This is a genomic window from Mycobacterium fragae, assembly GCF_002102185.1.
Classification (GTDB): domain Bacteria; phylum Actinomycetota; class Actinomycetes; order Mycobacteriales; family Mycobacteriaceae; genus Mycobacterium; species Mycobacterium fragae.
Genome location: NZ_LQOW01000026.1, coordinates 1 through 14,479 on the forward strand (window position 1 = coordinate 1; position 14,479 = coordinate 14,479).

Annotated in this window: 14 protein-coding genes and 1 pseudogene; 9 read left to right on the plus strand and 6 right to left on the minus strand. The window is 67.2% G+C overall.

All coding sequences use genetic code 11. The features are described 5' to 3' along the window. Window positions 1-71: pseudogene (locus tag AWC06_RS23035) on the plus strand (WXG100 family type VII secretion target); the annotation flags it as partial. 122 nt (window positions 72-193) lie between these two features. On the opposite strand, the gene AWC06_RS14355 reads toward AWC06_RS23035, so the two are convergent. Next, window positions 194-682, minus strand: a complete 489-nt coding sequence (locus AWC06_RS14355) for an inorganic diphosphatase (RefSeq protein WP_085198675.1) — start codon at window positions 680-682, stop codon at window positions 194-196. A 109-nt stretch (window positions 683-791) separates the two neighbouring features. Here AWC06_RS14355 and dacB point away from each other — a divergent pair, with 109 nt between their 5' ends. Genes dacB through hpt form a run of 4 tightly spaced genes read left to right on the plus strand, consistent with a single transcriptional unit; the run spans window position 792 to window position 4,772 of the window. Next, entirely contained in the window at window positions 792-2,177 is a 1,386-nt protein-coding gene (dacB, locus tag AWC06_RS14360) for a D-alanyl-D-alanine carboxypeptidase/D-alanyl-D-alanine endopeptidase (RefSeq protein WP_139820067.1), read from the plus strand. Then, on the plus strand, window positions 2,174-3,223 hold the full coding sequence (locus tag AWC06_RS14365) for a zinc-dependent metalloprotease (RefSeq protein WP_085199009.1): 1,050 nt from the start codon (window positions 2,174-2,176) through the stop codon (window positions 3,221-3,223). Before dacB ends, AWC06_RS14365 begins: the two co-directional genes overlap by 4 nt. Continuing rightward, entirely contained in the window at window positions 3,202-4,164 is a 963-nt protein-coding gene (tilS, locus tag AWC06_RS14370) for a tRNA lysidine(34) synthetase TilS (RefSeq protein ID WP_085198676.1), read from the plus strand. The genes AWC06_RS14365 and tilS overlap by 22 nt, the downstream gene beginning before the upstream one ends. Window positions 4,165-4,190: 26 nt before the next feature. Further along, the gene (gene hpt / locus AWC06_RS14375) at window positions 4,191-4,772 is read left to right on the plus strand and encodes a hypoxanthine phosphoribosyltransferase (protein WP_085198677.1); all 582 of its coding nucleotides are present in this window, start codon (window positions 4,191-4,193) and stop codon (window positions 4,770-4,772) included. Window positions 4,773-4,774: 2 nt separating this feature from the next. Here hpt and AWC06_RS14380 read toward each other — a convergent pair whose 3' ends face one another. Then, window positions 4,775-5,473, minus strand: a complete 699-nt coding sequence (locus AWC06_RS14380; RefSeq protein WP_085198678.1) for an SIMPL domain-containing protein — start codon at window positions 5,471-5,473, stop codon at window positions 4,775-4,777. Between AWC06_RS14380 and AWC06_RS14385 the strand changes: the two genes are divergently transcribed. Continuing rightward, window positions 5,472-6,455 (plus strand): SCO6745 family protein, encoded by a 984-nt coding sequence (locus tag AWC06_RS14385; protein WP_227371201.1) that lies wholly within the window; start codon window positions 5,472-5,474, stop codon window positions 6,453-6,455. The two genes, AWC06_RS14380 and AWC06_RS14385, sit on opposite strands and share 2 nt — an antisense overlap. On the opposite strand, the gene AWC06_RS14390 is transcribed toward AWC06_RS14385, so the two are convergent. Further along, entirely contained in the window at window positions 6,449-7,039 is a 591-nt protein-coding gene (locus AWC06_RS14390) for a TetR/AcrR family transcriptional regulator (protein ID WP_085198679.1), read from the minus strand. The genes AWC06_RS14385 and AWC06_RS14390 overlap by 7 nt on opposite strands. Window positions 7,040-7,126: 87 nt before the next feature. On the opposite strand from AWC06_RS14390, the gene AWC06_RS14395 reads away from it, so the two are divergent. Next, window positions 7,127-8,041, plus strand: a complete 915-nt coding sequence (locus AWC06_RS14395) for an SDR family oxidoreductase (RefSeq protein WP_085198680.1) — start codon at window positions 7,127-7,129, stop codon at window positions 8,039-8,041. Then, window positions 8,038-8,673, plus strand: coding sequence for a carboxymuconolactone decarboxylase family protein (locus AWC06_RS14400; RefSeq protein WP_085198681.1), 636 nt, complete (start codon window positions 8,038-8,040; stop codon window positions 8,671-8,673). The genes AWC06_RS14395 and AWC06_RS14400 overlap by 4 nt, the downstream gene beginning before the upstream one ends. On the opposite strand, the gene AWC06_RS14405 is transcribed toward AWC06_RS14400, so the two are convergent. The 3 genes from AWC06_RS14405 to AWC06_RS14415 are packed head-to-tail and all read right to left on the minus strand — an operon-like array spanning window position 8,670 to window position 11,865. Further along, complete coding sequence (locus AWC06_RS14405; RefSeq protein ID WP_085198682.1) at window positions 8,670-9,689, minus strand: zinc-binding dehydrogenase; 1,020 nt, start codon at window positions 9,687-9,689, stop codon at window positions 8,670-8,672. The two genes, AWC06_RS14400 and AWC06_RS14405, sit on opposite strands and share 4 nt — an antisense overlap. Further along, complete coding sequence (locus AWC06_RS14410; protein ID WP_085198683.1) at window positions 9,689-10,882, minus strand: LLM class flavin-dependent oxidoreductase; 1,194 nt, start codon at window positions 10,880-10,882, stop codon at window positions 9,689-9,691. The genes AWC06_RS14405 and AWC06_RS14410 overlap by 1 nt, the downstream gene beginning before the upstream one ends. Continuing rightward, a complete protein-coding gene (locus AWC06_RS14415) occupies window positions 10,879-11,865 on the minus strand; it encodes an alpha/beta fold hydrolase (protein ID WP_227371202.1) in 987 nt (328 codons plus the stop codon). Before AWC06_RS14415 ends, AWC06_RS14410 begins: the two co-directional genes overlap by 4 nt. Before the next feature lie 271 nt (window positions 11,866-12,136). Between AWC06_RS14415 and ftsH the strand changes: the two genes are divergently transcribed. Then, entirely contained in the window at window positions 12,137-14,470 is a 2,334-nt protein-coding gene (gene ftsH, locus AWC06_RS14420) for an ATP-dependent zinc metalloprotease FtsH (protein ID WP_085198685.1), read from the plus strand. Window positions 14,471-14,479: the final 9 nt, after the last annotated feature.

Consider the following 14,479-nt stretch of genomic DNA (forward strand, 5'->3'; position numbering starts at 1 on the left):
GCACCCATGAGACCAACACCACCTCGATGCTGGCCCGCGACCAAGCCGAAGCCGCCAAATGGGGCGGCTGACCGCAATCGCCTGAACCGAGCTCAGTGCCCGCGTTACGGGCGGCCCGCCGATCTGCCGACTGTGCGAATTCATACGTCCGCAGCGGCGAGTCGCGTATGAAACCGCACAGCCGGCGCCGAGCTCAGTGCCCGCCGGTCTGGAATCGCTCGATTGAGCGCTGCACTTCGGCTTCGGCGTCGGCGCGGCCTACCCAGTTGGCCGTCTTGACGAACTTGCCCGGCTCCAGCGCTTTGTATTGCGAGAAGAAGTGTTTGATGACGTCGAGCTCGAACTCGGGAACGTCATCGATGTCTTTGATGTGATCCCACCGGTGATCACCGGCCGGCACGCAGAGGACCTTGTCGTCGCCGCCGGCCTCATCGGTCATCTGGAACATGCCGACCGGGCGCGCCTCAACCGACACTCCGGGGAACAGCGGCTCAGGCAGCAACACCATTGCGTCGAGTGGGTCACCGTCCTCGCCGAGGGTGTTCTCGATGAACCCGTAGTCGGTCGGGTAGACCATTGAGGTGTACAGGTAGCGATCCAGGCGAACCCTGCCCGTTTCGTGATCGACCTCGTATTTGTTCCGCTGCCCCTTCGGGATCTCGATGATCACTTCGAATTGCACCGTCGCAGCTCCTTCGCCTGGGTGGTCACTGCTCGTCGCTGACACCCTAGCCGCACCGCATAGCGCCGCGGCCGGTTGGGCACAATAGGGCCAGACAGTCAGGAGAGCAATGCGTCCCACTCAGTGGCGGCCGTCCACGCACCTGATCGTGGGAGTGGGCGTGCTGGCGATAATTGCCGCCGTGGTGGCGGGAACTGCCATGCTCACCGCAAGCGGTCGCAGCGCGAGTGGTGTCCAGTCGGCACCGGCGCCGCCGTCGGTCACCGCCAAGCCGGCCATCGTGCCAGTGCCCGCCACTGCCCCGATGCCGACCGCGAGCGGGCTGGCGCGAACCCTGGCCGCCGTGGTGGCCGACCCCAATCTCGGCATGCTCGGCGGACGGGTCACGGATGCGATGACCGCCGAAGAACTCTGGCAGCAGCAGGACACCGTGCCGCTGCGGCCGGCATCGACGAACAAAACGCTCACCACCGCGGCCGCGCTGCTGGCGCTGGACCGCGATGCGCGGGTCACCACCCGCGTCGTCGCCGCAAACCAGCCGGACACCATCATTCTGGTGGGCGGCGGAGATCCGACTCTTTCCGCCGCTCCGCCCGGGCAGGACACCTGGTATCACGGTGCGGCCCGGATCAGCGATCTGGCCGATCAAGTTCGCGGCAGCGGCGTGACGCCGACGGCGGTGCAAGTGGACACCTCACTGTTCAGCGGCCCGACCATGGCACAGGGCTGGGACCCGGGCGACATCGACGGCGGCGATATCGCGCCGATCGAGTCGGTCATGCTCGACGCCGGCCGTATCCAGCCGACCACCGTCGAGTCGCGACGGTCGCTGACTCCGGCCCTGGACGCGGGACGCGCGCTCGCCGAGGCGCTCGGGATCGATCCGAAGCACGTGACCATCGCCGGCCATCCCGCGCCGGCCGGCGCGCGACAGCTGGCCGCCGTCCGGTCGGCGCCGCTGATCCAGCGGCTGAACGAGATGATGAACGCCTCCGACAACGTGATGGCCGAATGCATCGCCCGCGAGGTGGCCGCGGCCATGCACCGCCCGCTGAGCTTCGCCGGAGCCGTCGACGCGGTAACCAACCGATTGGCCACCGCGCACATCGACACCAGCGGCACCGCTTTGCAAGACTCCAGCGGACTGTCGGTCGACGACCGGCTGACGGCCAAGACCCTCGATTCCGTCGTGCAGGCGGCGGCCGGGCCGGATCAGCCGGCGCTGCGGCCGCTCTTGGATGTGTTGCCGATCGCCGGCGGCAGCGGCACGCTGTCCGACCGCTTCCTCGACACCGCCCCCAACACCGGACCGGCTGGCTGGCTGCGGGCCAAAACCGGTTCGCTGACAGCCGTTAACGCGTTAGCTGGAGTGGTGACCGACAGCAGCGGACGGGTGCTGACCTTCGCGCTGATCTCCAACGACGCCGGCCCGACCGGCCGAACGGCGATCGACGCCGTCGCGTCCACCCTATGGTCGTGTGGATGCGCAAGGTGACCTCGTCACCGGAGCTGACCGTCGGGCGCGCTGTCGACTGGCGGTTCGCGGCCACGGTCGGGGAGTGGCTTGCCCGCCCGGGCCCGCCGTCCACCGACTACACCCGAAACCAGGTGGTCGACAACCTGGCCAGCGCCGCCAAGGCGGCCGAACCGCCGGTGCGCGACGTGACCGGTCTGCACACCAACGGCGCGGTGCCCGACGCCCGCATCGTCGACCGGCCGGGGTGGATCCGGGCCGCGGCCGAGTCGATGCGGGTGATGACCGGCGGAACCGACAAGCCGCGCGGGCTGGTCACCGGGCGGGTGACCGGCGCGCAGACCGGCGCGGTGCTGGCGTTCGTCGCATCGGGCATCCTCGGCCAGTACGACCCGTTTAACGACGGCGGCTGTCTGCTGCTCGTGTATCCCAACGTCATCGCGGTCGAACGCCAATTACGGGTCGAGCCTTCCGATTTCCGGCTATGGGTATGCCTGCATGAGGTCACCCACCGGGTGCAGTTCACCGCCAACCCGTGGTTGTCCGGTTACATGTCGCAAGCGCTCGCCGTACTGACCCAGGAAAGCGGCGACGACGTGGCCCAGGTGATGGGCCGGCTCGCCGATTTCGTCCGTGGCCGCGGCGAATCGTCGCGCGACGAGCCCGACGCAAACTCTTCCGGGATTTTGGGATTGCTGCGCGCCGTGCAGTCCGAGCCGCAGCGCCGAGCCCTCGATCAGCTGTTGGTGCTCGGTACCCTGCTCGAGGGTCATGCCGATCACGTCATGGACGCAGTGGGCCCTCTGGTGGTGCCGTCGGTCGAGACCATCCGGCGCCGCTTCGACGAGCGTCGTCACCGCAGGCAACCGCCGCTGCAACGGCTGCTGCGGGCGTTGTTGGGCATCGACGCGAAGTTGAGCCAGTACACCCGCGGCAAGGCATTCGTCGAGCACGTGGTGGACCGGGTCGGGATGGATCGGTTCAACACCATCTGGACCGGTCCGGACACGCTTCCCCTGCCAGCCGAGATCGAAGACCCGCAACGATGGATCGACAGGGTGCTGTAGGCGAGCTGCACGCGGCCGTCGCGGCATTCGCCAAGGAATACCTGGCCACCGCCGACAGCTGGTGCGTGGCGCTCTCCGGCGGCCCGGACTCGTTGGCGCTCACCGCCGTCGCAGCGGACATGCTGCCGACCACGGCGCTGATCGTCGACCATGGTTTGCAGGCCGATTCGGCCGCTGTCGCCGCCACTGCGCAGACGCAGGCCCTCGACCTGGGATGCGTTGCCGCCCAGGTCCTTTGCGTGCAGGTCGGCGGGGACGGCGGTCCGGAGGGCGCCGCGCGCAACGCGCGCTATGGCGCGCTGCAGACCGCGCGTGGCGACCGCCCTGTACTGCTCGCCCACACCCTCGACGATCAGGCCGAAACCGTGTTGCTCGGACTGGGCCGCGGCTCTGGTGCCCGCTCGATGGCCGGGATGCGCCCGTACGATCCGCCGTGGTGCCGGCCGCTGCTGGGCGTCCGGCGCAGCGTGACGCACGCAGCATGCGCAGAGCTGGGGCTCTCCGCCTGGCAGGACCCGCACAACGCGGATCGCCGCTTCACCCGGACCCGGTTACGCCACGAGGTGCTGCCGCTGATGGAAGAGGTGCTGGGCGGCGGCGTCGCCGAGGCGCTGGCTCGCACTGCGACCGCCTTACGCGAGGACACCGAGCTGATCGACGCGCTGATCACCCAGGCGATGACCACCTCGGCCAGCGATGACGGACTCGACACCCGGGCGTTGGCGGCACTGCCAGATCCCTTGCGCCGCGGCGTCATTCGCCGTTGGCTGCTAGCCGGCGGCGCGATCGGCCTGACCGACAAGCAGATCCGCGGGGTGGACCGGCTGATCACCGCCTGGCGTGGCCAGGGCGGGGTGGCGGTCGGGTCCAGGCTGCGCAATACGCGGTTGGTCGCCGGGCGACACCACGGCGTGCTGACGCTACGACGGGAGGCCGTCTAGAGGTCTGCACTCCGGCATGGCACGCTGTGGTCGTGGCGGCTGATTCGGGCGAGCTGTACCCGGGGGACATCAAATCGGTGCTGCTCACCAAGGAGCAGATCCAGACCCGCACCGCCGAGCTCGGTGCTCAGATCGGCGCGGACTACCGCGACCTGGCCGACGGCCAGGACCTGTTGCTGATCACCGTGCTCAAGGGCGCGGTCCTGTTCTGCACGGATCTGGCCCGGGCGATTCCGCTGCCCACCCAGTTCGAGTTCATGGCCGTCGCCTCCTACGGGACGTCGACGTCGTCGTCGGGCGTGGTGCGCATCCTCAAGGACCTCGACCGCGACATCAACGACCGGAACGTGCTGATCGTCGAGGACGTCGTCGACTCGGGGCTGACCCTGTCGTGGTTGTCGCGCAACCTGGCCACCCGGCGGCCGCGGTCGCTGCAAGTGTGCACGCTGCTGCGCAAACCCGACGCCCTGCGAGCCAACGTGGATATCGCCTACGTGGGCTTCGACATCCCCAACGAGTTCGTTGTGGGATACGGCCTGGACTACGACGAGCGCTACCGCGACCTGCCCTACATCGGGACCTTGGACCCGCGCGTCTACCAGGACTGAGGCTACTTCAGCTCCCAGACCGCGGTCACCGAGAAGTTCACCGTCTGCTGGCCGGGCTCCAGCGGAACATTGGCGGGCATCGCCCCGCGCGGTGGCGCGGGAGGCGCGGTCGGCGCGGCGCCCGGCTCCGAGATCGAGATGACCCTGCCCAGCTTGAGCCCGGACAGCTGCGCGTACTGCTCGGCCCGGGCCTTGGCATCGTCGAACGCGCGCGCACGCGCGTCCTTGACCAGCTGCGAGTCGTCGGCGATGGAATAGCCGACCGAATTGATCCGGGTAGCGTCCCCGCCGGCATCGACGATTACGGCCAGCACCCGCGAAGCCGAGTCGGCCGGATGGATCTTGACCCGGATCGAGTTGCTGGCGCGGTACCCGCTGATCGTTCCCTCGGTGCCCAAATACTCGGGCTGCAGGCTGACCTCGGTGGTACTGATGTTTTTGCGGTCCACGCCGGCACCGGACAGCGCGGTGATGACCGATTGCTGACGTTCGTTGGTGCCGTTCATCGCGGTGGTCACGTCGGGCGCGGAGAACTCGATGCCGACGTCGGCGGTCAGCGTGTCTGGCACGCCTTGGACCTGACCCGAGCCGACGACGGTCACCTGGCGTGGATTCTGTCCGACCGGGCCAGGGCCGCTGTCGCATGCGGACAGTGTGGCCGCTGCGGCGACGAGGCCCGTCGCGAGTACGAGGCGCCACATGACTGGCACCCTAGCCGACGTCGACTGTGCGGGTCCTGTAAGCGGATTCGGCGATTTCTTGACCACAACCGACACAATCGACGAGATTCGAGTCATGCCCATCGCCCCGGCAAGAGCGCTCGCCAGCGTGATCGAGCCGTTCGCGGGGCAGGTGTACTTCGCCCCTGAATGCCACGCGGGCTACGCGGCGCTCGGCTTCGGGCCAAGTCCCGGGACGACGGGCGAAGTCGCGATGCCGGACGGCCAGGCATACTTCTGCAGCCGTGGTTCGGTGATGGGACAGGTTCCCGGTGAGGTGGTTGCGGCGGCCTTCGCGGTGTTCAACCCTGCGGTCGTGGTGCCGGCCGTCGACGCCGGTTGGCGGCTGACCGACGCCGCAACGCTCTGCGCGGCTCGAACCGACGGCGCGGTGTGTCAGCTTCGGCGTGTCCTCGGCGCTCGCCCTGACGGCCTCGACCGTGTGTTGGAGTTGCTCCGACGCGCGTCGGAGCAGCTGCCGTTGGCGGGCAAGCCGCTTTTTGCGGGTCTCGTCGGCCAGGGCCTGCCCGGCGAAGCGCTGGCCGACGCCTGGCGTCTCGCCGATGAGCTGCGCGAGTACCGCGGCGATGTCCACGTGAACGTCTGGACCGCAGCTGGTTTCGATGCTGTGGAGATCGGCCTGTTCACCGAGCTCTTTTGGGGATTGCCGCTGCGCAGCTACATACGAACGAGGGCCTGGACCGACGATGACCTCGCCGCGGGTGAGGACCGGCTTCAGTCACGCGGGCTGATCCGCGACGGCTCGTTCACCGATGCCGGCCGGGCAGCTCGGGAGTCGATCGAGGCGGCCACCGACGAGGGGTGCGCGCCGATCATCGCCGCGCTGGGCGACGACCTCGACGAGCTGGTCGGCTTCTTGGCCGAGTGGTCGCGGCAGGTGCAATCAGCGGGCGGCTACCCCGCGAAAGGGCCGCATGATCTTGCTGCGCTCGCGAATCACTGATCAGGCGTGACCGCTGCGTCCAGGTCGCCAGTGAGGTAGTGCTGCAGCACCGGGGTAAGCGTCCGCGCCAGCGTCTCGGCGTCGATCTCCACCACGGCCGGCAGTTCCAGGATGTAGCGGCAGTACGCGAGGCCCAGCACTTGGGTACTCACCATCGCGGCGCGCCGGCGAGCGTCCGGCGCGTCGCCCGTCAGCTCGCGGACGAATTTGAGTAGCTGACCCTCGAAAATGCGCCGGAATTGTTCTGCCGCACCCTTGTTGGTGCCTGCCGAGCGCAGCAACAGGCGGATCAATTCGTCGGACAGTTCGCCTTCCCAGCGAGCGATCAGATGGTGGGCGAGCGTTTCGCCGACGCGGTGCTTTGACAGTTCCGACGGTTGCGGCAGGTGCAGGTTCACATCGACAGCCGCGGCGAACAATCCCTCCTTGCTGCCGTAGTAGCGCATCACCATGGACGGGTCGATGCCGGCCTCCTTGGCCACCGCGCGGATCGTTGTCGCCTCATAGCCCCGGCTGGCCAGCAGCTGCCGTGCCGCTTTCAGGATCGCCGTCCTGGTTGGTTCGGATCGCTGGGTGAACGCCATGCCAACTAACGTAGGCCAACATCGTTGGCAAGCACGAGAAGTTCAAGGCTATTGACTGCCAACAGCTGTTGGCCTACAGTTGTTGGCATGAACACGGAAAGCGTATTGGTGACCGGCACGTCGAGCGGTATCGGGCGTGCCACCGCGTTGGCCCTGGCTGCCGAGGGCTATCGCGTGTTCGCCGGGGTGCGGCGCAACACAGATGGTGAGTCGCTGGTGAACAGCGCTCACCTTCTTCGAGGACAAATCGTCCCGGTCATCCTCGATGTCACGGATGCCGCGTCGATCGCCCACGCGGCGGCCACGGTCGCCCGCGCGGTCGGCAGCCGAGGGCTCGCGGGCTTGGTCAACAACGCCGGCATCGGCATGACCTGGCCGGTCGAAGCCATCCCGCTGGACGAGTTGCGCTGGGCATACGAGGTCAATGTGTTCGGCCAGGTCGCGGTCATCCAAGCATTTCTTCCCCTGCTGCGCGCCGGTGCCGGACGGCTGATCAACATTGGTTCGATCGGCGATCGGCTCAGCCTGCCGTTCGGCGCGCCGCTCATCTCATCGAAGTGGGCGCTGGCGTCTATCACCGAGTCGCTACGACTTGAGCTGCGCCCCTGGGGTATTCACGTCGTTCTGATCGAACCGGCATCCATCCGTACCGAGGCTGTCGACAAGGTCGACGCGGACGCGAAACGCGTGCTCAGCCAGATGAACGACACCGACCGTCGCCTCTATGCCACGGCGTATGAGTCGATGACGACGCGCGCAATGGCGCGGGAGCAGCACGGCAGCGACCCAAGTGTGGTGGCGCGCGTCGTGCTGCGAGCGCTTACCGCTCGTCGGCCCCGCACCCGCTACCTCGTCGGCAAAGACGCCTACCGTCTGGCGTTCATAGCCCGCTGGGTTCCGGATCGGCTATTCGACCGAATCCGTATCAAGCTCTTCGGGCTGCCGGAACGATTCGGCAGCGCGGATCACCAGACCGGCCCAGTGATAGGAGCATTGCGATGAAGTTGGCGAATCAGGAAACGGTCGCAGCGATGGACGCCGACTTCGGGGAAATGGCTGTCCAGGTCGGCCAGCATGCCTGGGGCATCGCTGATCTGACGATGCGAGAACGGGCATTCGTGTTCGTCGCCGCAGACCTATGCGCCCACAACCTCGGTTTCCCATTGTTGACCCATGTCGAAATGGCTCGCTCGCAAGGTGTTTCCGTGGCGTCGATCCGCGAAGCCGTGCGCCACCTCGCGCCGTATGTCGGATATCCGACTGCGGCCGAGGCGCTGATGGCGCTCGCCGAGATCGACGACGGAGACGAGCGTGTCACGCGCGGCGAAGTTTTCGAACTCGACGGGAACACGCTGCAGCGACTCACCAGCCTCGATGCCGACTTCGCCGGCTTCTTCCAGGGGCAGTTCAAGGATCGGTGGGGCCGGGCGGATCTCTCGGTCCGCGAGCGAGCGCTGTGCACGATTGCCACCGACGTCCTCAACGGCACTCTCGACGAGTCGTTTCGCCTGCACGTCGAGCTGGCACTCGGCCACGGTGCCGAGATGGCACAGGTCCGCGCTGTGCTTCTCCTGGTCGCGGAATTCGGGATCGCGAAGGCGTGGCGGGCCTATCGCGCTCTCAACGAGATCTAAGGCGTGACCAGTATCTTGCAGTGCCGCGCGGGGTCGGCCAGGTCGTCGAACGCCTCACCGACGCCGTCCAGACCCACGTCACCGGTGATCACCGGCGCGACGTCGATCTCGCCCTCGGCGAGCGCGCGCAGCGAGGCGGCGAATTCGGTTGGATCATAGGCGAGAACGAACTGCACGTTGATCTCTTTGGCGATGGCGAAGAACGGATGCACGGTGTCGGGCTCCATGCACACGCCGACGATGATCAGCCGGGTGCCGTGTGCGGCCCGCCGCATCACGTCGTCGATGATGCCGGGCACCCCGACAGCCTCGAACACCACCTTCGGAGTAACGCTGTCGAACGGCGAGGCCTGCGCCGGATCGATGGTCTCGTGCGCCCCCATCGCGGTGGCTAGTTCCCGTCGCTTCGGTGAAAAGTCTGCCGCAGCAATGGTTTCGACGCCGCGGGCGCGCAGTGAAGCGATCACGGCGATGCCTATCGGACCGCAGCCGAGCACCAGCGCCGTCTCGCCGCGCTGGATTCCGGACTTGTTGACGGCGTGCAGCCCGACCGCCATCGGTTCGGTCAACGCCGCGTGTTTGGGGTCCAGCCCGTTGGGGATCGGCAACAGGAACGGCGCCGAGAGCAGCATGCGTTCGGCGTAGCCGCCTACGGTGTTGTTGCTGTAGACGATCGGTTCCACGCCTTTGGCGGACATCAGCACGGGAACCGAGGTCACCAGGGTTCCCGGTGGATGGGTGTCGGTGTCGGGGCCGGCTTCGAGCACCTCGGCGCTGAATTCGTGACCCATGAACACGTCGTTGCTCAAATCGACGTGCATGGCGCCGCCGCCGAAACTGCTTGCCATCTCATCGCTCAGCGACAACACTTCGGCGCCGTGGGCGGCGAAATGCAGATCTGAGCCGCAGATTCCACAGGACCGCACGGCGACCAAGACCTGGCCCGGTTCGGGGATGGGGTCGGGTACGTCGTCTCGGTAAACCATCCGGCCGCCACGTAGCACCGCGGCGCGCATCAGTTGTTCTCGCTTTCCATCTTGAGTTCGTCGGTGTGTTCGGTGATCGCCTTGACGACGGCCTCACCGGCACGGCCCAGCAGTTGCTCACGCATGCCCTTGGCCCACTCGTGCGATGCACGTGGCGCTTCCAGCTGACCCTTGAAATGCGGAATCACCTTGCGGGCGAACAAATCATAGGAGTGATAGGTTGCCTCCGGCGATGCCCAGTCGTGGCCGAGCAACAAGAACGTGCCGAATCCGCCCGACCGGTCCACCAGATCCTCGATGTAGCCGATCGCGTCGTCGGGTGTGCCGATGCAGCAATTGCCCTTGGCGGCATAGTCTTCGACGAACTCGCGGGGTGATTGCGCGCCCTCGACCAGGTTGGCCAGCGGCACGAAGCCGGCTGCACCGAAGTACTTCGCGAAGTCTTGCAGGCCGTAGATGCAATCGTCGATCGCCTGCTCGCGGCTGTCGGCCAGATGCACGATGCCCAGCACCCGCCAGCCCGCGCGGTCCGGCTCGTCGTGCCCGGCCTTTTCCGCTTGCTCGCGCACCACCTCCCAGGTGTTCTCCAACGCCGCATAGCCTCCGGGCACCGACATCGACAGCGAAAGCAGCGACGTACCCAGCTTGCCCGCCAGTCGCGGGCCGGACGGTGAAATCATTGCCGCCGTGGAGATTTCCGGATACGGCCAGGTGTAAGGACGGATGTGCAACTGCGCGTCGCGAAGCGTGAACCAGTTGGAGTGGCGGTTGATCCGCTCACCGGGTGCGGCGCGGAACAGCGCCAGGATCGCCTCGAGCGACTCCTGCATCATTTGTCGCTGCTCGACCGGATCGATGCCCATCATGTAAGCGTCCGACGGCAGCGCCCCCGGACCGGTGCCGAACATCACTCGCCCGCGGGTCAGATGGTCCAACAGCACCCAGCGGTCGGCCACCATCAGCGGATGGTGATAGGGCAGCGAGACGACCCCGGTGCCAAGCCGGATGTGTTTGGTCCGCTCGGCGGCGGCGGCGATGAACACCTCCGGGCAGGCGATCAGCTCGTAGCCGCCGGAGTGATGTTCGCCGAACCAGGCCTCGTCGAACCCGAGACGATCGAGTGCCACCACTCGCTCCATGTCGTATTCGAGTGCGACCGTGGGCGATTGGCCGGTCGGGTGAAACGGGGTGATGAAAACCCCGAAGTTCAGCGGGCGATTCATGACAGCTCTCCACCTGACTTCAAACCACACAAGAAGTCCAGCAGCGCCTGGTTGACCTCCTCCGGGCGTTCCTGCTGCAGCCAGTGTCCGGCGCCCTCGATGATCACTTCGCGGTAGGGGCCGGTCACCACCTCGGCCGCCCGCTCACGGCGCATGAATCCCAGCACCGGGTCGTCGGCGCCGGCGACGAACAGCGCCGGCACGGTGATCGTCGGGGCCACCGCGTCAGCGAGGAGCTCCCAGTTGCGGTCCAGGTTGCGATACCAGTTCAGCCCGCCGGTGAAGCCCGTGCGCGAGAACTCGGCGACGTAGTGGTCGAGCTCCTCGGCGCTGATCCAGCTCGGCAGGCCGTCGGGCTCGGGCAGTCGCTCGACGAACCCTTCCGGTCCCGGTCTGGCCATCCGCAGGCCGGCAGCGCGGTCGTGACCTGTCAGGCCGCCCATCATGCGCCGAATGGTCTTGGCCGGGTCGGCGCCGAGCTCGGCGTCGGCCACGCCGGGCTCCTGAAAATAGAGCATGTAGAAGAAGTGCTCACCGAAGGCCTTCCGAAATGCCTCCGTCGGCGGCACTTGTGCGCGCGGTACCGGCGGGACACTCAAACCGACCACACCCGCCACCCGGTCGGGGTGCAGTTGCGCGGAACTCCACGCCACCGGGGCACCCCAGTCGTGACCGACGATCACCGCCCGCTCGGCGTCGACGTCGTCGAGCAAGCCGATCACGTCGGCGGACAGCTCGGCGATGTTGTAATCCGCGATGTCCTCGGGCCGGGTCGACCGGCCATAGCCGCGCTGGTCCGGAGCCAGCACGTGGTAGCCGGCGGCCGCCAGGACCGGAATCTGGTGGCGCCAGGAATAGGCGAGTTCGGGAAAGCCGTGGCACAACACCACGACGGGCGCGCCGGGCTGGCCGGCTTCGACGGTATGCAGCTGCACACCATTGGTATCGATGATGCGTTCGGTGATGGGAACGGTGTCAGGCACGGTCTCACCAAAGCACACGCTGGGTTCCGCCGAAAGGAGTAGTCAGCGAAGCGGGCGGGAACCGTCATTCGTTGGTCATGACGACGACCCTGTGCCCGGCTCCGCCGAGCTGGCGACCCTCACCCGGCAAGATGGTGGCGGCCCGTCCCCCGCAAGCGGGAGGTGCCCCCAGCGCCCGGCTCCGCCGACCTGGCGACCGCCACGAGCGGTAACCTGGACTATTCCAACTGCGTGTATCGGGAAGGACCTGGCCGACCACGGCCGATGATTGATGAACCGGAAAAACGTGATCCGCACACTCACGGCGATCGCTGTGGTGTTGCTGCTTGGGTGGTCATTCTTCTACTTCAGTGACGACACGCGCGGCTACAAGCCGGTCGACACCTCGGTGGCGGTGACCCAAATCAAGAGCGGCAACGTCAAGAGCGCGCAGATCGATGATCGTGAGCAACAGCTGCGGCTGACGCTGAAGAGCGGCAACAGCGGCACCGACGGGTCCGACAAGATCATCACCAAATACCCGAGCGGCTACGCCGTACCGCTGTTCGACTCGTTGAGCAGCAAGGACGCCCAGGTCAGCACCGTCGTCAACCAAGGCAACATCCTTGGCTCGCTGCTGATCTACGTGCTGCCGCTGCTGCTCCTGGTCGGCCTGTTCATGATGTTCTCCCGCATGCAGGGCGGCGCCCGGATGGGCTTCGGCTTCGGCAAATCACGGGCCAAGCAGCTTTCCAAAGACATGCCCAAGACCACCTTCAACGACGTCGCCGGCGTCGACGAAGCCGTCGAGGAGCTCTACGAGATCAAGGATTTCCTGTGTAACCCGTCGCGGTATCAGGCGCTCGGGGCCAAGATCCCCAAGGGCGTGCTGCTCTACGGGCCGCCCGGAACCGGCAAGACGCTTCTGGCTCGCGCGGTCGCAGGCGAAGCGGGTGTGCCGTTCTTCACGATCTCGGGCTCCGATTTCGTCGAGATGTTCGTCGGCGTGGGTGCCTCCCGGGTGCGGGATCTGTTCGATCAGGCTAAGCAGAACAGCCCGTGCATCATCTTCGTCGACGAGATCGACGCGGTGGGCCGCCAGCGCGGCGCCGGGCTGGGTGGTGGCCACGACGAACGCGAGCAGACCCTGAACCAGTTGCTGGTCGAGATGGATGGGTTCGATCCGCGGGCCGGTGTCATCTTGATCGCCGCCACCAACCGGCCGGACATCCTCGACCCGGCGCTGCTGCGGCCAGGGCGCTTCGACCGCCAGATCCCGGTGTCCAACCCCGACATCAACGGCCGCAAGGCGATCCTGCGGGTGCATGCGAAGGGCAAGCCGATGGGCCCCGACGCCGACCTGGACGGGCTGGCCAAGCGCACCGTCGGAATGACCGGCGCCGATCTGGCCAACGTCATCAACGAGGCCGCGCTGCTCACCGCCCGCGAGAACGGCACCATCATCACCGGCCCCGCCCTCGAGGAGGCGGTCGACCGGGTGATCGGCGGGCCGCGCCGCAAGGGCCGGGTCATCAGCGAGCTGGAGAAGAAGATCACCGCTTACCACGAGGGCGGGCACGCCCTGGCGGCTTGGGCGATGCCGGACATCGAGCCGATATACAAGGTCACCATCCTGGCCCGCGGGCGCACCGGTGGGCACGCGGTATCGGTACCCGAGGACGACAAGGGCCTGATGACCCGTTCGGAGATGATCTCCCGACTTGTTTTCGCGATGGGCGGGCGCGCGGCCGAGGAACTCGTGTTTCGCGAGCCGACGACGGGCGCGGTCTCGGATATCGAGCAGGCCACCAAGATCGCGCGTGCGATGGTCACCGAATTCGGGATGAGTTCCAAGCTCGGCGCGGTCAAATACGGCACCGAACACGGTGATCCGTTCCTGGGACGCACGATAGGCACCCAGCCCGACTACTCGCACGAGGTCGCCCGCGACATCGATGAAGAGATCCGCAAGCTGATCGAGGCGGCCCACACCGAGGCGTGGGAGATTCTCACCGAATACCGCGACGTGCTCGATGCCCTGGCCGGTGAGCTTCTGGAAAAGGAAACCCTGCACCGACCCGAGCTGGAGGCGATCTTCGGCGACGTCGAAAAGCGGCCCCGGCTCACCATGTTCGACGACTTCGGCGGCCGCATTCCGTCGGACAAGCCGCCCATCAAGACGCCCGGTGAGCTGGCCATCGAGCGCGGCGAGCCGTGGCCCCAGCCGGCGCCGGAGCCGACCTTCAAAGCCGCCATCGCGGCGGCGACGCGGGACGCCGCGCAGGCCGAAGCCGATCGAGCCACCAATGGCGCCAACGGTTCTCACGTCGCGCCGGGCGGTCCCAATGAGGATCGTGGCGTTCCACCGCAGCGCCCGACCCAGCCCGACTACGGCGCGCCGGCCGGTTGGCACGCTCCCGGATGGCCACCGCCGCAACAACCCCCGGGCTACTGGTACCCGCCGCAATCCCCGACGCCGCCGCCGCACTATGCGGGCCACCCGGGTCAGCCGTATCCGCCGTATCCGCCGTACCCGCCACCCGCTGCGCCCGCACCGGAGGGGGGCCAGCCCGCCGATCCACCGAGCGGTGACCCGAGCCGGTCCAACCCGCCCGCGCACGGCTGAACGAACGGG

Bases quoted from the DNA above. Each gene is read 5' to 3' on its own strand.
- dacB (WP_139820067.1), top strand. From the start codon at position 792: ATGCGTCCCACTCAGTGGCGGCCGTCCACGCACCTGATCGTGGGAGTG.
- tilS (WP_085198676.1), top strand. From the start codon at position 3,202: ATGGATCGACAGGGTGCTGTAGGCGAGCTGCACGCGGCCGTCGCGGCA.
- AWC06_RS14385 (WP_227371201.1), top strand. From the start codon at position 5,472: ATGACTGGCACCCTAGCCGACGTCGACTGTGCGGGTCCTGTAAGCGGA.
- AWC06_RS14380 (WP_085198678.1), bottom strand. From the start codon at position 5,473: ATGTGGCGCCTCGTACTCGCGACGGGCCTCGTCGCCGCAGCGGCCACA.
- AWC06_RS14390 (WP_085198679.1), bottom strand. From the start codon at position 7,039: ATGGCGTTCACCCAGCGATCCGAACCAACCAGGACGGCGATCCTGAAA.
- AWC06_RS14395 (WP_085198680.1), top strand. From the start codon at position 7,127: ATGAACACGGAAAGCGTATTGGTGACCGGCACGTCGAGCGGTATCGGG.
- AWC06_RS14400 (WP_085198681.1), top strand. From the start codon at position 8,038: ATGAAGTTGGCGAATCAGGAAACGGTCGCAGCGATGGACGCCGACTTC.
- AWC06_RS14405 (WP_085198682.1), bottom strand. From the start codon at position 9,689: ATGCGCGCCGCGGTGCTACGTGGCGGCCGGATGGTTTACCGAGACGAC.
- AWC06_RS14410 (WP_085198683.1), bottom strand. From the start codon at position 10,882: ATGAATCGCCCGCTGAACTTCGGGGTTTTCATCACCCCGTTTCACCCG.
- ftsH (WP_085198685.1), top strand. From the start codon at position 12,137: ATGAACCGGAAAAACGTGATCCGCACACTCACGGCGATCGCTGTGGTG.